Consider the following 22440-nt stretch of genomic DNA (forward strand, 5'->3'; position numbering starts at 1 on the left):
GGTAAGAAAAATGCTCGAAGAAAAGCTGGACGCAGTAAACACTACCTTCACTGCATAGCGATCGTGTCACTGCTGAGGTGTTACAATTTGTTGCATATCCATGCAGTAATGCAGTGCGTTTTATTTTTTAAGTTAGCATTCAAACAGGCAATGGGACTAAAGGAATAAGGAATTATGTCAGAGCGGTTATTGCAACTTGACGATTTACGAACTATAGATAGCCCTGAAAAGATAGCATCTATGTTTCGGAAATTGGGCTATGTTGCCGAAACTCAACCGCTTAACATAGAAGATCTTCAGCTATCGGCTCGGAATACCGAAGCAATTACTGAAACATACCTCATAGCTAACCAAGGAAATGCCGCATTACAAGTTTTACTGTTTCAGCTAGAGCCTAATGAGTGGGTTTCTCCCAGTACAGCCAGCACTCGGATGAAAGCGATCGCGTCTCAATTGGGAAAACGTGCTACCGAATTTTTACTGTTGGCAACCAAAGATTACAACCAACTGATGCTGGTTAATCCCCGCAAAACGCTTGACGAAAAGATGAACGTTAAAGCCAGCATCCGCAAACTATTAATCGATCGCACTAACCCCACAGCCTATGACCGCGACCGATTAGAAGCCATTGCTGCTAAAAATCAAACTCCTTTAGAACTTTATAAAACTCAGTGCGAAGCGTTTGACGTTGAAAAACTCACCAAACAGTTTTATCGGGGTTACAAAGAATTATTCGATCGGGTGCAGGCTGCTGTCAAGAAACACAACCCGCACTCGTACTTTAACGACTCAGACTGCTTGCACCAGTTTTCCCAGCGCTTACTGGGACGGGTTATGTTCCTCTACTTTTTGCAAAAGAAGGAATTTTTAGCAGGCGATCGCCGTTTCCTTACCAAACAATACGAGCCCTTCAGAACCAAACCCGACGATACAAACTATTACGGCGAAGTCCTAGAACCGCTGTTCTTTGAAACCCTCAACGCACAACGCCCTAACTTTGAGTCACGTTGGGGCAAAATTCCCTATCTCAATGGCGGTTTGTTTGACCGAGATTATGGTGCAGGCATTCGAGACGCAGCCGGACGAGAAACACCAGAAACTATTACTTTACCTAATTCTCTATTTGACCCCGGCAGCAGTGACGGCATTCTGGGATTTTTCAATAACTACAATTTCACCGTATCTGAGAACGTCGCGGGTGATGAAGATGTCGCCGTTGACCCGGAAATGTTGGGTAAGGTTTTTGAGAATATGTTAGCCGCTGAAGAACGAGGACAATCCGGTACGTTCTACACTCCTAGAGGAATTGTTCAGTTTATGTGTGCTGAGGTGCTGACTCGTTATCTGGTTGATGAATCGGGGATGGATTTAGACGCGGTAAGGCAATTCGTAGAATATGACCCTGATTTATCCGACGCTGACTTTAATCAGTTAATGAGTCCTCAACAGGCGCGATCGCTCAAAAAAGCCGTTGAAAATATTAAGGTGCTTGACCCGGCTGTAGGTTCCGGTGCTTTCCCATTGGGCATGATGCAAACTATCTTACAGGTGCGGCAAGCAATCGCTCGTCGGGAAGGGATAACTGTACAGCGTGGTAGCCTTACCATGAGCGAGTGGAAACGCGAGATTATTGGCAATAATCTCTATGGTGTGGATATCAAACCGGAATCGATTGAAATTGCTAAACTGCGGATGTGGCTATCGTTGGTGGTGGATATTCCCAACATTGACAATGTAGAACCCTTGCCTAATCTTGATTACAAGCTAATGTGTGGGAATAGTCTCATCTCTACGATTTACGGTGAACAATTGATTCCCGATCCGACTAAGACGCAACAGGGGATGTTAGCTGTAACTCCGATTCAAATGGCGATCGCACCCTTGCTAGAACTGGAGAAACGTTATTTTGATGCTCAATCTGATGAACGTCACCAGCTTAGGGAAAAGATTTTAGCAGCAGAAGCTAATATCTTTCGGGTGGCAGTGATCCATCGCCGTCAGTTCTGGTTAGGGAAACAAAAGGAGTTGGAAGATAATATTAGGTTGCTTAAGGGTAAGGTTACTAAGCCCCAGGAAAAGGAAATGGCTGAGATTGTTAGTAAGTTGGCTGAGTTGGATAAGTTTGCTGTTGAGGTGGAGTCTGGGGAGCGATCGCTTAATTTCTTCCAGTATCATTTGCATTTTAGAGATGTGTTTGAGGGTAAGGGTGGGTTTGATATTGTGATTGGTAATCCTCCCTATGTCGGTCAAAAGAGTAATAAAGAAATATTTCAAAATATTAGATCTAGTTTTCTGGGTAAATTTTATCAAAGAAATATGGATATATTTTATTTCTTTTATCATCTAGGATTGGAAATAATAAGGGAAGATGGACTTGTTTCATTTATTACAACGAACTATTTTCTTACAGCAGATGGTGCTTTTACTTTGCGGCAAGATTTAAAAGAACGTTCTGTAATTCTTAGAGCAATTGATTTTAATGAACTAAGAATTTTTGAATCAGCAAAAGGACAACATAATTTAATCCTTTGTTTACAAAAGTCTAAAAATGTTAGTGCTAAACCAATAAAAGCTAATATTACAATAGTTAAAAGAAAAGGAGATGCAGATTTCAATATACTTAATTCAATATTAAATGGAATAGACAGTGAGAGTAGTTTTTTAGAAAAAACACAATCTGATATATATCAAGGTAGTCAAAATTATATTAGGCTTTCTGGTGTGGATATTTCCTTTACATTAGATTCAAACAATGTATTAAAAAAAGACAAACTATCTATACAAGAACCAAATATTTCTTCAATCTTAGATAAAATATCGCAAAAGAGTAATTTTCTACTAGGACAAATATGTGAAATTAATACTGGTATTCAGACTGGATGCGATAAAGTAACAGAAAAACACATTCAACAAGGTTTAATTGACTATGTAAATAAAGATAAAGGTGTATATGTACTTTCAAAAGAAGAAATACTAAATCTATGTTTAGTAGAACATGAAAAACAATTAATTAAACCTTTCTATAAAAATTCAGATATTAGAAGATATTACTGTAATATTATCCCTCAAAGATTTTTGATTTATGCTACTAGAGAGTTAGATATTAATAAATACTCTAATATTTATAGGCATTTTATTTTTTATGAGAAAATAGTTAAATCAAGAAGCTATAATAGAGGAGAAATACAAGCGGCTTTAAAACAAGGAAAGTGGTGGGTTGTTTTTCAACAAAAAAGTAGTTTGGTATTTGAGGGAGAAAAAGTAATTTGTCCACAAAGATCCTCTTTAAATTGTTTTGCTTACAATAACGAAGAATGGTATTCAAGCAAAGATGTTTATTTTATTACATTAAAACATTCATCAGTTCTTTTACTTAAATATTTATTGGCGGTACTTAATTCAAGAATGTATTACTACTGGCTTTATTTTAGAGGAAAAAGAAAGGGTGATAATTTAGAGTTATACTATACCCCTTTAACAGAAATTCCTATTTATGTACCAGAATTTGAAAAACAAAAAGAAATTATTGAAGTTGTAAATAAAATTATGGACACCAAAAAATTAAACCCCCATGCTGATATTGCACAAGATGAAGTAGATATTGATAATATGATAGCTCATCTTTATGGGCTAACTGATCAAGAAATGAAGATTATTAGAAGCGAGTAGTTATGGCATGGACTGTTTGGAGTGCATTTGAGCAATTTCGTATTCCTAAAATTGAATCTAGTAGTTAATTTATATGCAAGCTAGACATTTACAACTTGAAGACATCCACGATGTTAATGATCCATTATCAGTTGCAGTAATATTTGAGAAACTGGGCTATGATGCTTGTTGTGAACCTATTGATGTAAAAGATTTAGATTTACCTTCAGCGAGTGCTAATTCTATTCGGGAAGCATACCTTATTGCCAATCAGGGTAATTCAGATTTACAAATCTTTTTATTTGAATTGCAGCCTAATTCATGGAGTTCGGATACAGCAGCAGCTAATCGAATGCACAGCATAGCCAAAAGTTTGTGTAAACGCCCTAGTTTCTTTCTACTCGTTGCTACCTGTAACTACAAGCAATTACTATTAGTTAGTCCTATTAAAAATTTTAATATAAAAATGGAGTTAAATGTTCGGGTATCCAAAGTATTTATTGACCTTAAAACTCCTAATTTTTATACATTAAATTTGTTAGAAAAAATAGCCACGAGAAGCTTAGACCTACACAGCCTTTATCACGTACAACATAAAACATTAGCCGAAGCTTTACCTCTTAAAAAAGCAGTTCAGGATAATGATTCTGTAAGGTGGTATCTCAATCATATTGGTAAGATAGCATTAATCGATCGCCAGGAGGAGATTGTTTTTTCGCGTAAGATTCAACATTGGTTAGAGCTAGATAAATCCAAACGCAAGCTAAAAAGTCAGCTAAAATGTGACCCAACAGATTGGGAGTGGGCTGATTCATGTTCCTTGCAAATATCAGAATTATATGACATTATTACGGCTGGAAAATTTGCTTTCCATCGCTTAGTAAATGCTAATCTCAGATTAGTAGTATCTATTGCAAAAAAGTATGTAAATCGGGGACTTGATTTTTTAGATTTAATTCAGGAAGGAAATAAAGGCTTGATGATGGCTGCTAAAAAGTTTGACCCGAATAAAGGCTATAAATTTTCAACTTACGCAATTTGGTGGATTAAGCAATCTATTACTAGAGGCCTTTATAATCATTCCCGTATTATTAGGTTGCCTGTTCATATTTATGAAAAAATATCGTTAGTTAAAAAAAATACCCATATTTTAGTGCAAGAACTGGGACGTAATCCCAGTGTGGAAGAAATTGCTAACCGCACAAACATAACAATCGAAAAGTTACAGGACATAACTAAAATAGTGCAGTTGCCCATCTCTCTTGAAACTCTGATCAGCAACGAAGACAATTCACGTCTCGGTGATTTGATTAAGTTTGAGGGTGAAATACCTAATGACTATCTGGAAAGGCTTTGGTCACTGCAAAATTTGGACAATGTATTGATGGTACTCAGCGAAAAAGAGCAGGATATCTTGCGCCTACGGTATGGTTTAGATGATGGTCAGGCAAAAACACTTGAAGAGATTGGTCAATTTTTTGGTTTAACTCGCGAACGCATCCGACAGATCGAATATAAAGCACGACAGAAGTTCAAAAAAGAATACTTATTATTGAACGGTGACTGTACAAATATTTCTCAAACGGCTTTGCCGTCAAGTAATAGACTAAATACACTTCGGGCAAATTTTGATTGTCAATTATCAAACGAACAAATAAACAGATTAAAAATCACTAAACCCATTATTTCAGAGAAATCAACCACCCAGCTTTTTCAAGAAAAAAATGGACAACGCAAACTTTTTCCAGATAACAATAAGTTGCTAAAAAAGCATATTTTTTTATTAATTTCAGGAGGCGTTTATACAAAGCCAGAATATATCGTATATATAATCTGGGGAATTGCTAAACACGCTACTCCTGATTTATATGCGATCGCTGAAACGGAATTGTTTCAGTTAATGAAATGGTAGCCACTAACAAATTTAATTAACCTCTAGCCACAATCAATTAATTATGTCCCTACCTGACTATATCGATAACTCCCAATACAAACTAGAAACCGTCCTCAAAACCCTAATCAAAGACGATCGTCAACTCATTCTCGACATCGCCACTGGTTTTTTCCGTATTGAGGCCTGGGTGCGGCTAGAAGATGCTATGAATGCCCTAACCAGTCTTAGACTCCTGATTGGGCGCGACCCCACCATCCGCCCCGCTGAGAGCGATCGCATTGACTTAATCCGCCACCTTCGGCGCGACCTCCAACAGCAGCTAGAGGGCCAAACCTTCAAACTAGAGTACAAACAGCAGATAGACCGTTTAATTGCTTACCTCCAGCAAGAGCATATCCAAGTCAGACTATTTGGGGCATTGGGCAATAAAACTCAATTTCTGCACGCCAAAGCTTATATCTTCGACAAGTACAGCATCATTGGTTCCAGTAACTTTACCCCATCGGGCTTGAGTGGCAACACCGAGCTAAACGTGGTAAACAAGATTGAGGCAATCGCGCGTGACTTACGGCACAACTGGTTTGAGAAGTTCTGGAATGACCCCAGTGTAGATGTGGACTACAAAACCAAGCTCATTGATGCGCTCAATGCTTCCAAGTTTGGCAGTAAGGCATACACACCCTACCAAGTATTTGTCAAAGCCCTGTATGAACTATTCAAGAATGAAACTCAGAGCGAAGGAAACAACGGCACAGCTTTAGAACTAGCAAGTTTTCAGCAGCAAGGTTTTGAGCAAGCAGTCAGGTTAATCGATCGCCATGATGCTTGTATGGTGGCTGATGCAGTGGGTTTAGGTAAAACCTATATCGGGTTAAGGCTAATTGAGCATTACCTACAGAAAGAACGCAGCCCTGGTTATGTACCCCGTGCTCTTGTGATTTGTCCTGCTCAGTTGCGAGATTTAGTATGGACTAAGAAACTAGATGAGTATGGTATTAAAGCAGATATCGTTTCTCAGGAAGAATTGGGGCGAAAAACCTTTGATATTAGACGCTTTACTAAACACGACATCATCGTTATTGATGAGTCCCACAATTTCCGTAATTCTGGGACTAACCGTTATATTAATCTTCAGAAGCTAATTGGTACAGGTAAACGTAGCAAGAAAATCGTGCTATTGACCGCAACCCCAATTAATAATACTGTCTTTGACCTTTATCACCAAATGCTGCTTATGGCGCGTAATACCCCAACTTATTACCGGGAATGGGGGATCAGCAACCTTACCAGTTATTTCAAAGCTTTAAATCAAGGCAAAATCGAAATTACAGAACTGCTTATGCAGACAATGGTGAGACGATCGCGTTTAGACGTGATCAAACGACAGCAAGCGGGGGAACAAATCTTTATTAGTGGCAAAGAGATTCATTTTCCTACCCGTCAATTAGAAAACTTTACCTATAACTTTGAAGACATTTATGAAGGACTCTATGCCGGGATAGCTGATCAAATCGATTCTTTAAACTTAGCACCGTATAATATCAAGTCATTTAAACGTAAGATAGACAAAGATGATGAGAAAGAAGTTAAAAGAAATGAGGCACTAGCTGCCCTAATGAAGTCCCTTTGGTTAAAGCGTTTAGAAAGTTCGCTAGTTGCCTTTGAATCCAGTATGATTAGGCAGCAAAGGTTTCAAACTGAGTTTAATACTTGCTTGCAAAGTGGTAAACTGTTAACAACCGATAAGTTTCGTAAAATTATCGCTGCTGAAGAAGAAGAACAGGAAAATACCTCCATTACAGAAATAGTAAACTCTCTTGAAGAAGTTAATCAAAAAGAATACAATGTTTCTCAACTTAAGAAACAAATTTCTCAAGATTTTCAGAGCCTAGAAGATATTATCGAAAAATTGCGAAACATTCGTGAAGGTGTGGCAGCGGGCAAAGAAAACGATCTAAAGTTAGTAGCATTCAAAAATTTACTACAACAGCAGTTACAGAGTAAAAAAACTTTAGTATTTAGCTATTTTAAAGATACCGCTAACTATTTGTACCAAGAACTTATCAAGGATGAGGCATGGTTAGTGGCTATGGGCAATCCGGCGATCGATATCATCACTGGTGCAACGTCTGGCAAAATGCGGGAAGATAAAGTCAAGCGCTTTGCTCCCAAAGCTAACTCTAAAAAAGATGCCACGCCCGAAGAATTACAGGAATACCGAGACAACCAGATTGACATCCTCATTTGTACTGACGTGCTATCAGAAGGGCAAAACCTACAAGATGCAGGAGTGTTAGTAAATTACGATCTGCACTGGAACCCAGTACGCATGATTCAACGGGCGGGACGGATTGACCGTTTGGGTAGTGATTTTGAGAGATTATTTATCTACAATTGTTTCCCAGAGGAAGGTTTAGAAAAGCTGTTAGGCTTGGTTAAACGATTACAACAACGGATAGCTACAATCGATCGCGAAGTTGGTTTAGATGGTAGTGTTCTAGGAGAAACCATCTCAGAAAAGTCAATTGAAGAGTTACGCAAACTCAAACAAGCCGACACCGACGCAGAAAAAGCCGCAATTCTGGAAGAGCTAGAGCAAGCCGTCGAGCTTATTTCCTTAGATGAGATGCGTTTCCCATTGCTAGAGTTTCTTACCCAAAAGGGCCGAGAACTGATTGAAGAAATCCCGATGGGAATCCACAGCACCCGCAAGGATGGCATTAATGGCATATTTTTGGCATTCAGCGCAAAGGATCGCAGTATTTGGCATTTTTACCCACGCATCAATGGAGCAATCCTGACTGACCGGAACTCAACTTATAAAGACTTAATGACTACTGAAAAGCGCAGAATATTCAAAATGATTCAGTGCCAAGAAAGTAATTATCCCAACCCTGATGATTTACCGCCTGTTCAGTTTGATAATGCAATTTTTGCGATTCTGCAAGGGGCAGTAAATAATCTGATTGAAGATTTCCAAAAGCAGCAGTCTAGCAATCGGATAAAGCCACCACTATCAAAGTTAATGCTGAGTATTTACACAGCATTAACCCAAAGTGAACTGCCAGAAAACGATCAATCAGAAATAGAAGCTAAAGAGCGTGTGCTGAGAATTATTACCTCTGTTGATAATCTGAAAACTTTTGAGAAAGAAATTAGATTTTTTTGGGATGCGTTTGTGAAGGATAGCAACCCAACGAATCTAGTGGCAGATCTTGATGAATATTTCATTGACAAGGAAATAGGGCAGGATATTGAAGATGATGAGCAAACTACTTTGGATATCATCAAAAAGGAGGATGTACAGCTTGTCTGCTATGAATGGTTTAAGTCAAGTTAACAGAAGCTAGACCGAAACTTTTGCGCCAGCGATCATACACAAAACTAAAAGCGCACCGCGATGCGTTTTTCCCTGTCAAGTAAGAGCCGCATCTGTCAAATATAACGATCGTACTTTGCAACAATCAAAGCTCGAACCTAAGCCACACACAGAATCGCCTTGCACAACCTCGCCACAAACACCGAATTGCGATCGCACTTACCCTCAATCAGCGATCGCCCCTACCCCTCAACCTCCTTAAGCCCATCCTCCAGTAACATCCGCACGATATCCACTTTCTTGCGCCCTGTCTTTGCCGCCAGCATCGACAGTTTACGGTGCAGAGTTTCAGACATATCCACAGTAAACCTGACCGTAGCTTCTTTATCGGGTGCTTGCAGTTTACTCATAAGGCTAGGCTCCTTTGATTGAATAGCTACAGGTTCTGGTGCCAATGCTTCCGGCTGCGGTGGTGTTGCGGGCAATGCAGCTTCTGGTGTTAGCGATGCTGCGAGCGTTACTGCTGGCGATACAAGCTCTGGTGGTGTTGGTGATGCAGCTTCGTTTGTACCAAAAACAAATTCTTCGATCGCGCTGCCGAGCGGTTTGCGTTTTTTGGTACTCATTTCAGCGCTCCCATGATTTCCTTAAACAGTCGGCTGTACTCTGTGCCAGAATCTTTGGCAGGTTGACCGCCCAAATCCCACACAGTCGCTGCTTGACCCGAAGAATCAGCAATCACTTGTTTTTGGTGAATGACCGATTCGATCGCGGCTTGACGGTGGGTGCAAGTTTTCCCAATTGGCATTTCAGAGCCTGTTGCAGCGTAAGGAGTGTCAAGCCAATACTTCTCGGTTAACCCTAGAACTGATAAATTGAAAGGTGTTAGCTCAAACCGCATATTTTACTGGCGACATAATATCACCAGCGCTAGGAAGCAGAAAATACTATGGATGAACTAAAAACTCATTTAAATAGACGCAAAACTCCTACCCGTTCTCTCAAACAAGAGTGAAGTTGTTCCAGAAATCTACGGCTGGCTTTTAGGGAATTATAAAGCCAACGCACAGAGGTACAGGAATTAAAACCTCACCCCTAACTTTTTTATCCTCAATACGGCTTAACCCCAACCGAAAATTATTGACATGATTCCAGCGATTAAAAAAGCTTGGCTTTACACATTTTGCTTGTTCTTACTGACTCTTGGTTGCACCAGCGTTAACTCCAGTAATAGAGAAGACACCCCCAACAACGAGACAAGTGCACCGAGCGGTATCACAATATCCAACGCTGAGCGCACAAACGAATTACGCGATCGGATCGAACAAATTTCTCAAGCAGCTCTAGGGCGTGTTGGAGTTACAGCCGCAGTGCTAGAAACCGGAGAGTCAGTCACTCTGAATGGAAATCAGCAATTTCCGATGCAAAGCGTTTACAAGTTTCCTATTGCAATGGCTGTTCTGGCTCAAGTAGACCAAGGAAAACTGAAGCTAGATCAAAAAATTCGTGTAGAAGCCAGCGATGTCCTCCAGGGTAGTCGGATTCTCGACGATTCATCGCAGGGAATGGAATTCAGTCTGGCTGAACTATTAAAGTACATGGTTTCTGAAAGTGATAATACGGCTTCTGATATGCTGTTACGACAAGTCGGCGAGCCAATAATTGTCACGGAGTATTTGCGCGGTCTTGGCGTAAATGATATCGTCGTTGCTAACACGGAGAAGGAGCTAGCGCAAGGCACAGCAGTACAGTACCGCAACTATGCGACACCTGATGCGGCCGTCGTTTTGTTGCGCGCCTTTCACGAGGGAAAAGGGCTTTCAAAATCCAGTCAAACTTTATTGCTGCAATTGATGACAGAGACAACTACAGGCCCAAAGCGCCTTAAAGGACTGTTGCCTGATGGGACGGTTGTGGCGCACAAAACGGGTACTTCGTCTACTGTAAATGGAGTGACGGCTGCAACCAACGATATTGGACTCGTGACGCTCCCGAACGGACGGCATATGGCGATCTCCGTTTTTGTTTCAGACTCTAGAGCAAACGATGCGGTACGCGAGGAAGTAATCGCAAAAGTGGCGAAGGCAGCATGGGACGAATGGAGCAAATAGTTGCTGAAGGCGAAGGTGTTAAGGGTCGATTGCTCTGGCAGTGCAGCTAAACATCAGATTCCAGATGCCGATCGTCCAATGGAACTTCAATGTTCGCATTTGCGCGTTGCCGTCGATGGCGGAGGGTGTGGCAACCGATGCGCACGCATTCATTGTCAACGATTGCCTGAAGACGAATGTACCGAATATCTGGGGGTTAGGCGATATCAATGGGGGCCGCAATGCACCCATGTGGTACTCGATGATTATCGGATTTTCAAAGCGAACTTGATGGATGGTTCCATCCGGTCTTTTCAACGATCCAGAACTGGCTCATGTAGGTCTGACCGAAACCAGAACGCAGCAATAAAGGTATTATTATGCCATCCGAGTAGCAAGCTGGATGCCGCAGACATTACGCGAACAGAAACAGAGGGTCAAACCGATGGAATGAGGAACGCGATCGTGGATACTCAAACAAGTCGGATTCTCGGATGTTCGCTCTTGTGTCATGAAGCGGGTGAAGTGATTTTGACGGTGCAAATGGTGATGCAAGCTCAGATGCCGCACATCGTTCTGCGCGATGGAGTTTTGCCTCATCCCACGATGACCGAAGGATTAAATATGCTGTTTTCAGGCGTTGTAAGCAGCAAGTGCAATACCACAGGACTTATTCAAAATGAAAAAACTAGAAGGAAAAGTCGCTCTTGTCACCGGCGGCACCAGCGGCATCGGTCTTGCGACTGCTAAGCGCTTTGTCGCCGAAGGAGCGTATGTCTTTATCACGGGTCGCCGTCAAACTGAACTCGATGCCGCCGTTAAAGAGATTGGTGAAAAAGTCACTGGTGTTCAGAGCGATGTCTCTAATCTGGCAGACCTCGATCACCTTTTTGCCACAATCGAGCAAGAGCAAGGTCGCCTGGATGTAATCTTCGCCAACGCTGGCGGTGGAGAACTCGCCCCGCTCGGATCGATCACTGAGGAACACTTTGACAAAACCTTCAACACCAACGTTAAAGGCCTGCTGTTCACTGTGCAGAAGGCTCTGCCACTGTTGCCAGAAGGTGCTTCCATTATTCTGAATGCCTCGATCACTTCCATCAAGGGTACTCCAGCGTTTAGCGTTTACAGTGCCACCAAAGCCGCCGTGCGATCGTTTGCCCGTAATTGGACGCTCGACCTCAAAGAGCGCCATATCCGAGTTAACGCCATTAGCCCAGGCGTAGTTCCTACTCCTGGTTACGATCACTTGGGACTGAGTGATGAGCAGTTGCAGGAATTCGTAGATAGCCAAGCCGCCACCATCCCACTGGGAAGAGTAGGGACGCCCGATGAAATTGCCAAAGCCGTTGTCTTTCTCGCTTGTGACGACAGCAGCTTTGTCAACGGCATCGAGCTGTTTGTTGATGGCGGTATGGCACAGATTTGAAGCGCTCTAAAAGTAGCCAGTAATCTTCCAAGTGGGCTATGTACAGTCCACTTTGGACTCAACTCAAAGCACTCAATGAGGGAGAAATAAACCAGAGTAAAGCGCCCCTTTTAGGTGGGAATTAGCTCATAGAAACACTTGAAATGCTACTTATTTTACGCTACCACACTATGAACAACCCCGAAAATCCTCGACTACCGCTGCCGCCTTTTGATAATGAATCCGCCATCCAAAAAGTCCGAAGCGCATTTATATGCTTGGAACACTCGTAACCCAGAACGAGTATCACTCGCTTACACGCCAGATAGCGTTTGGCGCAACCGCTGTGAATTTCTATCTGGTCGCGATGCGATCGTACAGTTCTTGACACGTAAATGGCTTAAAGAATTGGACTACCGTCTTATCAAGGAGCTTTGGACTTTTGGGATAACCGAATGACTGTCCGGTTTGCTTGCGAATAACATGATGATACTGGCAACTGGTTCCGTTCCTACGGTAATGAAAATTGGGAGTTCGACGAACACGGATTCATGCGGTGGCGTATTGCCAGCATTAACGACCTGCCAATTCAGGAGAGCAAAAGCGATCGCCACTCTCGGATTACAGCGATCGCACAAAATCAAGAGAATCCTTACCGCTAAGCCTCTTCTTTAACCCATCTTCCAACAGTATCCACTTTCTTGCGCCCTGTCTTTGCTGCCAACACCGACAGTTTGCGGTGCAGAGTTTCGGACATATCCACAGTAAACCTGACCGTCGCTTATTTATCGGTTGCTTGGAGGCGGTGAGTCAGGCTACTTTCCTTTTATTGAACGGGATGGGTTCGGGCACGGGTGCGGACGGTATTGGCGGTGCTGGTGCTGGCAATGCAGCTTCCGCTGCTGGCAGTGTTTCCGATGTTAGCGATGCTATTGGTTTTGCGGATGGCGGTAGAGCTTCCGTTCCATTGGCTGTGTTTCCAGCGCGAGCGGTTTTACGGACGATGCTGTTGGTGCAGCTTCCGCTGGATCGAGGTATGATAAGTGCGATCGCGCGAGGCGAATATTGCTGAATACGACTTGGGTTGAATTGTTTTTTATGAATTGCTCAGCGCATCAACCATACCTAATTTCAGCAGCGCCAAAAGTTCTAGTTGCTCCGCAGATCGACTGGGTTATTGTGACTTCGATCGCTTGTAACGCGGACTTGGCTTACCCAACACATTCAGTATTATCACGGAAAAATAGCAGCACTATCACTTGCTCTTAAGGGAAACAAGGAGATGATTGAGGTGTCGAGTTCAAAGTAATCCCATGTCTCCCCTCAACCTTCTCCCCGGCGCCATCAACGAATTAATAGCCACTGTCACCGATACTCACCGCCTCACTAAAGCTGACCGCTACGGCATGATGGCTGCCATCCTCGATGAGTCCACCAGCGAAGAAGAACGCTGCTCGCTCGACCGCCTGATCCGCTCCTTGGTCAAAGGTCGCATTCGAGTCACTGACGAACTCTCCATTGTCTCGTAACCAGAAAGCTGCTTGAGAACTCGACACTCTACAGCGGCTTTCCGTTGGGAAAGTTTAAACAATTGAAATACTCACCGATACAACTTTCTAGGGATAGCTTTTTGTATAATGCACTCTTGACACAGGCTTAGCATTCGCAACTTCACCAACATCATGACGGATAGCATCCAGCATCTCATCGAGCCGCACATTCAAGATTTGGGTGGATTCCAAGCCCGCCGCCTGCTTCCCTCAGACGTTCTCACGCTGGTTGGCCCGTTTATCTTTTTTGACCATCTCGGCCCTGCGGTGTTTCCACCAGGTAAGGGTGTCGATGTCAGACCGCATCCCCACATCAACTTAGCAACCGTCACCTACTTGTTTGAAGGGGTTTTGCTGCACCGCGACAGTGTCGGCAGCGTTCAAGAAATCCATCCCGGCGCGGTGAACTGGATGACGGCAGGGCGAGGCATCGTCCACTCCGAACGCACGCCAGACAGCGAGCGCAGCTTTGAAGCCATCCTGCACGGCATCCAAACTTGGATAGCACTTCCCGACGAATACGAAGAAACAGAACCTTGGTTTCGGCACCATCCAGCAACCGAGCTGCCCGCTTGGGAGGATGCAGGAGTTTCGTTCGCCCTGATTGCGGGCGATGCTTACGGTCGCACTTCCCCAGTCCAAATATTTTCACCCATGATTTATCTGGACGTGCAACTGACTCCAGGCTCGCAATTTACCTTACCGGGCAATTACAGCGAACAGGCGGTTTACAGCGTAACAGAGGGGCTTGCGATCGATGGAGTGCCTTTAGAACAGCATCGGTTGGCGGTTCTAACTTCAGGCACATCGGCAAACATTTCTGCTTCAGGCACGGCTCGCTGTATTGTGATTGGCGGCGAACCTGTCGGCGAGCGGCATAAGTGGTGGAATTTTGTTTCGAGCCGGCGCGAGCGCATTGAGCAAGCCAAACTCGATTGGAAAGAGGGGCGGTTCGGTCAAGTTCCTCAAGAGACAGAGTTTATCCCGCTGCCAGAAGAGCTGCCTTCTCAAAGGGAACAACCGTTGTGAATAGCTCCAGCCATCTAAATTAAGGAAATGTTTTTTGATACAGAATCAGTCTTTTGTACTCCAATCTTCACGGATATTATTCAAAAACTTGTGATGTGGCCAGACATAAATTTGTGTGCGGGCTGCAACATAATAGAGGGGTTCAGACTACATCATATAAAGCCAATTAGGGCTTTGTTTGAACTTAAAACTTATTTCAGTCCAGCTCACCTGAAAAAGCGATCGCCACGCTCGCCCGTACAGCGATCGCCATCAATATCAACAGAATCCTTACCCCTCCACCTCCTTAAGCCCATCCTCCAACAACATCCGCACAATATCCACTTTCTTGCGCCCAGTCCTGGCTGCCAACATCGACAGCTTGCGGTGCAGAGTTTCGGACATATCCACCGTAAACCTGACCGTGGCTTCTTTATCAGGTGCTTGGAGTTTGCTCATTAAGCTAGGCTCCTTTGATTGAATAGAAACTGGTTGTAATGCCAATGCTTCCGGTTTCAGTGGTGTGGCGACTGGCAATGCACTTTCCGGTGTTAGCGATGCTGTGGGCGTTGCTGCTGACGATACAATTTCTGGTGGTGTTGGGGGTGATGCAGCTTCGTTTGTACCGAAAACAAATTCTTCGATCGCGCTACCCAGTGGTTTACGTTTCTTGGTACTCATTTCAGCGCTCCCATGATTTCCTTAAACAGTCGGCTGTACTCTGTGCCAGAATCTTTGGCAGGTTGACCGCCCAAATCCCACACAGTCGCTGCTTGACCCGAAGAATCAGCAATCACTTGTTTTTGATGAATCACCGATTTGAGCACTTTGATGGTGGGGGCAAGTTTTCCCAACAGCTCCATTGCTTCGGTTTTGAGCTTTGTCCCCTTCACCGCGCGGCTGAGGAACATCACCGCTTGGGGCGGGCCTTGCCTCACCGATTGCGCTTGTTTGATAAGTCTCACCGCATCGGCGGCTGATTGTACGTCAATACCGCTCGGCTGCACCGGCACCACCGCTAAGTCTGCTCTCATCAAGATTGCCCTGGTTGCTTCGCTCAATCCAGCAGGGCCGTCCACTACCAAGTAATCAACGTTAGCCGCTAAGTCAGTCAACTGGTCTAAGAGGTCATCGGGACTTTGGATTACTTGAGTGGGGATGCTCGGTTCCATTCTGCTGCACCACTGGGAACTAGACCGCTGAGCATCAGCATCTACTATCAACACTTGCTTGCCCTGATGCACCAGCCAACGGGCGTAATGTACGGCTGTGGTGCTTTTGGCGCAGCCCCCTTTTTGGTTAACGAACGCGATAATTGCTGCCATGATTACTTACTGCACTGATTACTGCATTACTGAAATATTTAATGCAGCAAGTATAGCGCTTGTTGAGGCATCCACTACCAAAACTCGATTGCCTTGCTGCGCGACTTAATCTGTCTCTGTGTTGTGTTGTTGCCTGGTTGTACGGCTGCTGTGCTTTTGAGCTGTTTGTCTTTCTAATTTACTGCCAAGCCAAATTAATAACTTAATTACTTACTGCATCACTTACTGCATTACTTAATTAATGAATACAGTAAGCATTAGGTTTGTTGAGGTAACGGGTAAACGGATAATTAGTAGGAATCTGTACCTCATGCCGCTGTAAGCTTGCAGGGTAGGGGAGACGAACAAGTTGGGGAGTAAGAGCAATGAAGCAAGTTTATCAAGGGTGGGCGATCGCTCTGGTATTGGTAGGGATTGTTAGCGGCTGTAACCTGACAGCGCCATCGCCACCGTCTCGGCTTCCTCAAGTGCGCGAGAAACCAAGGGTGCAGCAACCAACACTAAAACCAGGAACGCGAGAACCAATTGTATCCGCCACCAACAACCCCAACTTGCTGCTGGGCAATCCTAGCAATGCAGCTTCGAGTGTTGCCAGCGCGGATAACTATTTGATGGTGAAGCCGCAGTACGTGATGAGCTACAACAACAAAACGCACACCGCTAACTGGGTATCGTGGCAGCTCAATAAATCTTGGATTGGTGCAGCCGATCGCAAAAACGATTTCAGCCCTGACGATGCGCTGCCAGCAAATTGGTATAAAGTCCGCCCGACCGATTACAGCGGCAGTGGCTACGACCGGGGACACGTTGCGCCGAGCGCCGATAGAACTCGCAACGAACCCGACAACAGCGCTACCTTTTTGATGAGCAATATGATGCCCCAAGTGCCAGAACTCAATAGAGGTGTGTGGGGCGATCTGGAGGAATATTGTCGCGAATTGGTTAGTCAAGGCAAAGAGCTTTACATCATTGCCGGCCCCGTCGGGAAGCAAGGCGCGATCGGCCGAACAGAAAAGATTGCGGTGCCAACAAAGACTTGGAAAGTCATCGCAGTATTAGACCGACAGGGCTTGGGGATGCGGGGAGTTACCGCAAACACCAGGACGATCGCTGTGATGATGCCGAACGATGCCAGCGTCAAGGGCAGGGGATGGAAAAGCTTTCGGGTTTCGGTGAAGCAAGTAGAGCGGGAGACGGGGCTGAATTTTTTGTCCAACGTGCCGCCCCAGACTCAGCAAGTGATTGAGGGGAAAGTAGACAGCCAGTAAAAGCTATTTGTCAGGAATAGTTAATTGCTGTCCGGGTTCAATTAAATCGGGGTTGTCTCCAATAACTTCTTGGTTTGCTAGATAAATCTGTTCCCATTCGTCGCCGTCGCCGTAGAATTGGGCGGCAATGTCGTAAAGCGTATCGCCTTCTTTAACTGTGTAAGATTGAGCCATAGATTCCTCTGGGTTGATTAAAACTGCTTAAGTTTCACTGTTTGCCCGAGCTTTTTTCTCTACCTTGAGGCTGAAAAACTGTTAAGTTTCCACTACCTGAGTTGACAGCCCCGCCCAATCGCCATTTTGAGCCACCCCAACGATGTAGGCATCGATGCTGCGATCGCCAACTCGGTAAACCTGCAACTGCGATAGGTTTTGCTTGAGTGTGTTCACTAAGTTCTGAAACCGCTTTACTATTTCCCGTTCCTCTTCATCGTGCCAATTGTCTTCTTGAGTGGCGATGATCGCAAAGAAGTCGTCAACCCTAAACACTCCTAGCATAGTGATGCCCCTCTCGAATCTAACCCTGCACCAGGACTGAAAATTTTGTTCTAAAAGCAGGGGCAGCAGGATAACTGAGGTTTGAGCTCCAAGAATTTTAAAAGATATTTGCTTAAGTTTCGATTACTTTGGTTGCCAGTACAGCTACTCCATCATTGGTCTTACCGACAATATAGACACTTACCTCGATAGTGCCGATTCGGTAGACCCGGATCTCGGCTAAATTGTCTTTGATAACCTGAACCAGATTTTTAAATTTTGCAACATTTTCTCTCTGGATATCATCGTGCCAGTCTTTTTCGGTGGCGACATTGCGAAAGAAATAGTCCAGCTCAACTTGCTCGATCGAGGTTGCGGGAGGGTAATGGGTTAACTCCAAGATTTTTTCTGGAGTCAATTCCACGTCTTTCCAGATAAATACCTCAAAAGGATACTCAGATTCACTTGGCATGAGTAGCCCCTGGCTGGCTTGAGTCAAGGTTTCAGCAATAGTCATACGATAACAGCAGTTGCGTTTACATTATGAATTATAAAGCTTTATTTCTGATTATAAAAAAGGCTTTAGGTTTTGATGACGAACACTCCTAATGCCAGAAGACTGTATAACAAAACCGATGGTACAAAAAAGAAGTGTGGGTTTGGTCATACAGAGGGGATAAAGATCAGGGAGCTAGTCCATGTAATGTCCCTTCTGTGACCATCCTTCGTTCCATTGTCACGACCTCACCAGTAAAGAAGAGCCAACGCGCTCCTTATGCCCTGTGAGCAAGCAAAGCTTCACCAATAGCTTCTACACGCTGTATAACCGTCGCCGACGTGACACCGGAGCAAACTTGTAACCTTTTGCAAGCCATCCCTGACAACTTAACCTAGAGAAGCATTTGTCAATTAGCAATTATGTTCAGAAATTACTCAGATTTTGGGTAGAAAACTCAGATTTGCACGATTGATGAACAATGCCGAGCGCAATATTTATGCCTACCCCACTGCTGCCCAACAAGCAGCTTTAAGCAGCGAGTGTTGGGTAAGGCATGATTTGGTTTCCTATCCAACGCTTCAAAGAAGTATTACCTTTTTGACCAGGGCAATTCATAGACCTCTCCAGAAAAGAATTATGCGTCATTGAAAACCCTTGGTGGAGACAAGGAGATGGCGTCTCTCCATAAATTTGGCGATGTCCAATTAATTGCCCGTACAGAAACAGGATTTGCTCTTTTAAACAAGACCTGAGTTCTACCGAGACTAAAAAGAGCCCATTCCGAAGGCAGAAGGCAGAGATAAAGAAACATTTTGCTCAGCAGCTATTTGGCTGCCAGGTTGCCTAAGTGCGCCAACTCCAGGGAAATTTATTGCTGTGGGATCGATCGCAAAATTCTGCTCGGTATCGAACCCCATCAAGCCAGAAACTGTTTTGAGTTCTGTTATAAAAGCACTGTCGATGTTATCGTCTTCTGGAATTGCCCCCGCGATCGTACCACCAGCAGTCAAAATATCTAGTGACTGCGATTGCCTGGGAGTTTCATTCTCCAAAGCCAGCCCAAAAGCTAATATTTGAGTAAACTGGGTAGCGCTAAAATTATTGTCGCTCACTAGCACTAAAGATTGTTGTCCGTTCGGCAACACTGGCCCCAAAGTCATACCTTCAACATTATCTAAGCCTGTCGGCAAACGCAAGCTGTCAAAATTGAGCAGCAAGCGTTTCTCAACAGGTCTGACAGTATTAATGTTAATAGCACTCAGCGAATTAATGCCGCTGATGTCAGTGGCTCCGTTTAGCCGGACTTCGTAGAGTTTGATGGTATTTCCCGTGCCGGGTGCACCTGTTGAAAAAGAGCGTTCTAGTGCTAAGAAAGTGCCGCGATTATCTAATGCTAACAGTTCTACTAAACCGTTAGTATTAAAAGCTGTCTCTGGAACTGCTGGAACTGCTACCGGATCGGTTAGATAAACAAATTCTTGTTCCGGCTGTCCTGTGGTTAAATTGTATTTGAGGATGCGCGATCGCGAACCAGTATTAGTTGTCGCGACTGGCCCATCTTGCACTAAAGCATTCTCCGTTGCTGTAAACAAGAATTTCCCATCAGAAGTAATTGTCAGGTTTTCAAAAGCTAAATTGTTGCGAATTCCCGCTGTTGGTGCATCTGCTGGAGCTATAACTGGTACAAACTTTGAGGGCACGGGTAATTGTCGCAACTGGCGACCTGTCCCTAAAGCAAACTCGTTGACAAATGGACTCTGAAGTCTACCAGCCAAGTTACTAACTTCGCCTTCTGAGGAAACAAACACAGTGCCGTTACTCGTTAAACCAATGCCTTCCGGGTCGAGAGTATTAGTAGCAAAAGGTTGACCGTTTTGGTTGAGCAGAGTTGTCACCCCAGAGAAATTAATCCCGGAACTAGATAGCGAACCAGAACTTAAATCGATGTTGAGAGTATAGAATCGCGCCGGATTTCTGTCCGAACGGTCGTCAGAAATACTGTAATAGCGGTTGTTAATTTGGTCGTAATCAATGCCAGAAAGTCCGCCGACTTGAGTTCCTTCTACAGTGACGGAACCTGTTGGATAAGTAGCTTGTCCGATGAAGTTGATATTTCTGACACTGGTGCGGGGAGAGCGATCGCCAACAGCAATATCTGCCCAAACTAAACTGTGGTCAGAAGTAGGAGTATTTTCCGCAGTTTGGCGATCGCCCACCAATCTGTACAGCGGATCTGTTGTCAAAGGCCAAAATACCGCCGCATCATTAATTGGCAAGTCAGCCGACGGCAAAACATAATCAACTCGCAGATTTCCCGAAGCCGTTCCCGCATCTCCAAAATCCGCCGTATCAAAAGCCGGATTGCCTTTTTGGTTGACATTATTACCGCCGTCTGATACTTGTTGAATCCCGCCTAAACTTGCAGGAATTGCGCTAGTGACTCCTGTATTTACTCGCGAGTTATTTAACAACTGCAAAATCGCATTGTCAAAACTATCCCCATCAACAGGATCGGCATTGTGGTCGCCCATAATTACGAAACTAGCATTGGGGGCAAGTCCGCCAACTGTGCGGCGATCATCGTAAATATAACTACCTTTGCCTGGAGTAACGTAATCTGCCCACAAGCGAATTTCATCATGATTTCGCTTGCCGTTTCTATCTTCAGAGCCGTCAAATACAGGCGGGGTCGGATGACTGACTAAGGCGTGAACCATCTCGCCGTTGATATTAATTGGCACATCCCAGTGACTTTTGGATGAAAGGCGAAACACGTTTAATTCAGCAGGCGAGTAATAGTCATTTGCGGCGGGGGTAGATGAGTCATCTGGCAAAAATGCTCCCGGCATATCTTTCCAAAGGAAGTTTTGAAAAGTGCGAATATTGGCAGTATCAATGGGATATTTTGAGTACACAGCCATTCCGTATTGTCCTGGAAAATCCCCAAATCCGAAAGCGTCGTTGCCGTATCCGTTTGAGCCAATTTGTGTGACAGCGGAACCGTTATTGTCTAAATCTAAACCCGAACCAATGCCAGTGTTAGAAGGGGCAGTGTAGCGAAAAGGATAATTAACAGGAGTTGCGCCATTTTGACTGAGTGACAGATAGTTTTGCTGAAACAAATTTAGCGATGTGTTGCTGCTGTCGTAGTCAAATTCGTTAATTAACAAAACATCTGGATTTACCCGCTGAATTGTTTCAGCGACATTCTTTGCTTGCTGGTTGTTGGGAGTGGATAAATCTGTAATTAATCGACCTGCACTACTGCGGTTCAAAGAAGCGTTGAAGCTAGAAAAGCGAACTCCCGGAACTGGGTTTTGGGCCACAGTGAAATCTCCTGCATCAAAGGAGTTGACTCCCTCCAAAATCGCGAGAAATTCGTTAGTTCCTGTATCTCGCAGAACAATGCTGTTGCTGGAATTACCCGTACCTCTAGAAATATCGATGTTTGCCGGGGAGATGCCGCTTAGACTGATTAAGTCTTGACCTTTAACAAAATCGGTGATGAGATCGGCATTTTCTAGTTGGGAACCGCCTGTGGTGCGCGTTCCGATCCGCCCGAGCGCGAAAATATCTTTACCACCACCGCCAGTCAAAATATCGCGGTCGAGGTCGCCGGAGAGAAAATCGTCTCCTTCGCCACCTTGAAGGGTATCGCGGTTTCGACCGCCGTTGAGTGCGTCATTTCCCGCACCGCCCAATAAAAAGTCATTGCCTCGATTACCAAAAAGGCGATTATTTCCTTCCTGACCGGAGATGGCGTCATCGCCCCCCAACCCAGAAATCAAGTCCGCTGCGAGCGTCCCGCTTAATGTGTCATTCCCTGATGTGCCGTTAATTGCTGCCACGTTAAGTCACCCCTCTATACTGCTGAAGTCAAATATTTTCAGCTTTGCGAGTATAGTCTCACGCTAAGATTAAAGACTGACTATTTACTGGTTAAAAACTCGCGTA

At 44.3% G+C, this 22440-nt stretch carries 20 protein-coding genes and 1 pseudogene; 12 read left to right on the forward strand and 9 right to left on the reverse strand.

Features of this window, described 5'->3' with window-relative positions; genetic code table 11:
* Positions 1-174: 174 nt before the first annotated feature.
* The 3 genes from QUA02_RS16285 to QUA02_RS16295 all read left to right on the forward strand — a co-directional run bounded on the left by QUA02_RS16285 (position 175) and on the right by QUA02_RS16295 (position 8882).
* Positions 175-3669, forward strand: coding sequence for an Eco57I restriction-modification methylase domain-containing protein (locus QUA02_RS16285; RefSeq protein ID WP_333029225.1), 3495 nt, complete (start codon positions 175-177; stop codon positions 3667-3669).
* Positions 3670-3742: 73 nt separating this feature from the next.
* Positions 3743-5560, forward strand: coding sequence for a sigma-70 family RNA polymerase sigma factor (locus QUA02_RS16290; protein WP_333029226.1), 1818 nt, complete (start codon positions 3743-3745; stop codon positions 5558-5560).
* A 187-nt stretch (positions 5561-5747) separates the two neighbouring features.
* Positions 5748-8882, forward strand: coding sequence for a helicase-related protein (locus tag QUA02_RS16295; protein WP_333029227.1), 3135 nt, complete (start codon positions 5748-5750; stop codon positions 8880-8882).
* 221 nt (positions 8883-9103) lie between these two features.
* Here the strand turns inward: QUA02_RS16295 and QUA02_RS16300 are convergent, their stop codons facing one another.
* On the reverse strand, positions 9104-9487 hold the full coding sequence (locus tag QUA02_RS16300) for a YlcI/YnfO family protein (protein ID WP_333029228.1): 384 nt from the start codon (positions 9485-9487) through the stop codon (positions 9104-9106).
* Positions 9484-9762 carry a hypothetical protein gene (locus tag QUA02_RS16305; RefSeq protein ID WP_333029229.1) on the reverse strand — a complete coding sequence of 93 codons (279 nt, stop codon included), beginning with the start codon at positions 9760-9762 and terminating at the stop codon, positions 9484-9486. The genes QUA02_RS16300 and QUA02_RS16305 overlap by 4 nt, the downstream gene beginning before the upstream one ends.
* Positions 9763-10006: 244 nt before the next feature.
* Here QUA02_RS16305 and bla point away from each other — a divergent pair, with 244 nt between their 5' ends.
* A complete protein-coding gene (gene bla, locus QUA02_RS16310) occupies positions 10007-10972 on the forward strand; it encodes a class A beta-lactamase, subclass A2 (RefSeq protein ID WP_333029230.1) in 966 nt (321 codons plus the stop codon).
* 18 nt (positions 10973-10990) lie between these two features.
* On the opposite strand, the gene QUA02_RS16315 is transcribed toward bla, so the two are convergent.
* A complete protein-coding gene (locus tag QUA02_RS16315; protein ID WP_333029231.1) occupies positions 10991-11125 on the reverse strand; it encodes a hypothetical protein in 135 nt (44 codons plus the stop codon).
* Positions 11126-11242: 117 nt separating this feature from the next.
* Between QUA02_RS16315 and QUA02_RS16320 the strand changes: the two genes are divergently transcribed.
* The 7 genes and pseudogenes from QUA02_RS16320 (at position 11243) to QUA02_RS16350 (ending at position 14938) form a co-directional block, all read left to right on the forward strand.
* On the forward strand, positions 11243-11701 hold the full coding sequence (locus QUA02_RS16320; protein WP_333029269.1) for an oxidoreductase dimerization domain-containing protein: 459 nt from the start codon (positions 11243-11245) through the stop codon (positions 11699-11701).
* Positions 11631-12380 carry a glucose 1-dehydrogenase gene (locus tag QUA02_RS16325; protein ID WP_333029232.1) on the forward strand — a complete coding sequence of 250 codons (750 nt, stop codon included), beginning with the start codon at positions 11631-11633 and terminating at the stop codon, positions 12378-12380. The genes QUA02_RS16320 and QUA02_RS16325 overlap by 71 nt, the downstream gene beginning before the upstream one ends.
* 216 nt (positions 12381-12596) lie before the next feature.
* Positions 12597-12818 (forward strand): DUF1348 family protein, encoded by a 222-nt coding sequence (locus QUA02_RS16330; RefSeq protein ID WP_333029233.1) that lies wholly within the window; start codon positions 12597-12599, stop codon positions 12816-12818.
* Positions 12819-12853: 35 nt separating this feature from the next.
* Positions 12854-13021: pseudogene (locus QUA02_RS16335) on the forward strand (DUF1348 family protein); the annotation flags it as partial.
* Between the two features lie 143 nt (positions 13022-13164).
* A complete protein-coding gene (locus QUA02_RS16340) occupies positions 13165-13431 on the forward strand; it encodes a hypothetical protein (protein ID WP_333029234.1) in 267 nt (88 codons plus the stop codon).
* A gap of 241 nt (positions 13432-13672) precedes the next feature.
* Positions 13673-13888: a hypothetical protein gene (locus tag QUA02_RS16345; RefSeq protein WP_333029270.1), complete on the forward strand. Its 216-nt coding sequence runs from the start codon at positions 13673-13675 to the stop codon at positions 13886-13888.
* 153 nt (positions 13889-14041) lie between these two features.
* Positions 14042-14938, forward strand: coding sequence for a pirin family protein (locus QUA02_RS16350; RefSeq protein ID WP_333029235.1), 897 nt, complete (start codon positions 14042-14044; stop codon positions 14936-14938).
* A 270-nt stretch (positions 14939-15208) separates the two neighbouring features.
* Here QUA02_RS16350 and QUA02_RS16355 read toward each other — a convergent pair whose 3' ends face one another.
* On the reverse strand, positions 15209-15598 hold the full coding sequence (locus tag QUA02_RS16355; RefSeq protein ID WP_333029236.1) for a YlcI/YnfO family protein: 390 nt from the start codon (positions 15596-15598) through the stop codon (positions 15209-15211).
* Complete coding sequence (locus QUA02_RS16360) at positions 15595-16242, reverse strand: AAA family ATPase (RefSeq protein WP_333029237.1); 648 nt, start codon at positions 16240-16242, stop codon at positions 15595-15597. Before QUA02_RS16360 ends, QUA02_RS16355 begins: the two co-directional genes overlap by 4 nt.
* 365 nt (positions 16243-16607) lie before the next feature.
* Here QUA02_RS16360 and QUA02_RS16365 point away from each other — a divergent pair, with 365 nt between their 5' ends.
* Positions 16608-17510 (forward strand): DNA/RNA non-specific endonuclease, encoded by a 903-nt coding sequence (locus QUA02_RS16365; protein WP_333029238.1) that lies wholly within the window; start codon positions 16608-16610, stop codon positions 17508-17510.
* 3 nt (positions 17511-17513) lie between these two features.
* On the opposite strand, the gene QUA02_RS16370 is transcribed toward QUA02_RS16365, so the two are convergent.
* The 4 genes from QUA02_RS16370 to QUA02_RS16385 all read right to left on the reverse strand — a co-directional run bounded on the left by QUA02_RS16370 (position 17514) and on the right by QUA02_RS16385 (position 22334).
* Positions 17514-17684 carry a LysM peptidoglycan-binding domain-containing protein gene (locus QUA02_RS16370; RefSeq protein ID WP_333029239.1) on the reverse strand — a complete coding sequence of 57 codons (171 nt, stop codon included), beginning with the start codon at positions 17682-17684 and terminating at the stop codon, positions 17514-17516.
* Positions 17685-17765: 81 nt separating this feature from the next.
* Positions 17766-18008, reverse strand: coding sequence for a nuclease A inhibitor family protein (locus QUA02_RS16375; RefSeq protein WP_333029240.1), 243 nt, complete (start codon positions 18006-18008; stop codon positions 17766-17768).
* 112 nt (positions 18009-18120) lie between these two features.
* Positions 18121-18504 (reverse strand): nuclease A inhibitor family protein, encoded by a 384-nt coding sequence (locus tag QUA02_RS16380; RefSeq protein WP_333029241.1) that lies wholly within the window; start codon positions 18502-18504, stop codon positions 18121-18123.
* A gap of 746 nt (positions 18505-19250) precedes the next feature.
* Positions 19251-22334: an esterase-like activity of phytase family protein gene (locus tag QUA02_RS16385; protein WP_333029242.1), complete on the reverse strand. Its 3084-nt coding sequence runs from the start codon at positions 22332-22334 to the stop codon at positions 19251-19253.
* Positions 22335-22440: the final 106 nt, after the last annotated feature.

The sequence above is a fragment of the Microcoleus pseudofavosus SVA1_A4 genome (assembly GCF_036700565.1).
In the GTDB taxonomy this organism is placed as follows: domain Bacteria; phylum Cyanobacteriota; class Cyanobacteriia; order Cyanobacteriales; family Microcoleaceae; genus Microcoleus.

Bases quoted from the DNA above. Each gene is read 5' to 3' on its own strand.
- QUA02_RS16355 (WP_333029236.1), bottom strand. From the start codon at position 15,598: ATGAGTACCAAGAAACGTAAACCACTGGGTAGCGCGATCGAAGAATTT.
- QUA02_RS16285 (WP_333029225.1), top strand. From the start codon at position 175: ATGTCAGAGCGGTTATTGCAACTTGACGATTTACGAACTATAGATAGC.
- bla (WP_333029230.1), top strand. From the start codon at position 10,007: ATGATTCCAGCGATTAAAAAAGCTTGGCTTTACACATTTTGCTTGTTC.
- QUA02_RS16370 (WP_333029239.1), bottom strand. From the start codon at position 17,684: ATGGCTCAATCTTACACAGTTAAAGAAGGCGATACGCTTTACGACATT.
- QUA02_RS16330 (WP_333029233.1), top strand. From the start codon at position 12,597: ATGAATCCGCCATCCAAAAAGTCCGAAGCGCATTTATATGCTTGGAAC.
- QUA02_RS16345 (WP_333029270.1), top strand. From the start codon at position 13,673: ATGTCTCCCCTCAACCTTCTCCCCGGCGCCATCAACGAATTAATAGCC.
- QUA02_RS16305 (WP_333029229.1), bottom strand. From the start codon at position 9,762: ATGCGGTTTGAGCTAACACCTTTCAATTTATCAGTTCTAGGGTTAACC.
- QUA02_RS16300 (WP_333029228.1), bottom strand. From the start codon at position 9,487: ATGAGTACCAAAAAACGCAAACCGCTCGGCAGCGCGATCGAAGAATTT.
- QUA02_RS16295 (WP_333029227.1), top strand. From the start codon at position 5,748: ATGAATGCCCTAACCAGTCTTAGACTCCTGATTGGGCGCGACCCCACC.
- QUA02_RS16320 (WP_333029269.1), top strand. From the start codon at position 11,243: ATGGATGGTTCCATCCGGTCTTTTCAACGATCCAGAACTGGCTCATGT.
- QUA02_RS16350 (WP_333029235.1), top strand. From the start codon at position 14,042: ATGACGGATAGCATCCAGCATCTCATCGAGCCGCACATTCAAGATTTG.
- QUA02_RS16325 (WP_333029232.1), top strand. From the start codon at position 11,631: ATGAAAAAACTAGAAGGAAAAGTCGCTCTTGTCACCGGCGGCACCAGC.
- QUA02_RS16290 (WP_333029226.1), top strand. From the start codon at position 3,743: ATGCAAGCTAGACATTTACAACTTGAAGACATCCACGATGTTAATGAT.
- QUA02_RS16315 (WP_333029231.1), bottom strand. From the start codon at position 11,125: ATGAATGCGTGCGCATCGGTTGCCACACCCTCCGCCATCGACGGCAAC.
- QUA02_RS16380 (WP_333029241.1), bottom strand. From the start codon at position 18,504: ATGACTATTGCTGAAACCTTGACTCAAGCCAGCCAGGGGCTACTCATG.
- QUA02_RS16365 (WP_333029238.1), top strand. From the start codon at position 16,608: ATGAAGCAAGTTTATCAAGGGTGGGCGATCGCTCTGGTATTGGTAGGG.
- QUA02_RS16360 (WP_333029237.1), bottom strand. From the start codon at position 16,242: ATGGCAGCAATTATCGCGTTCGTTAACCAAAAAGGGGGCTGCGCCAAA.
- QUA02_RS16375 (WP_333029240.1), bottom strand. From the start codon at position 18,008: ATGCTAGGAGTGTTTAGGGTTGACGACTTCTTTGCGATCATCGCCACT.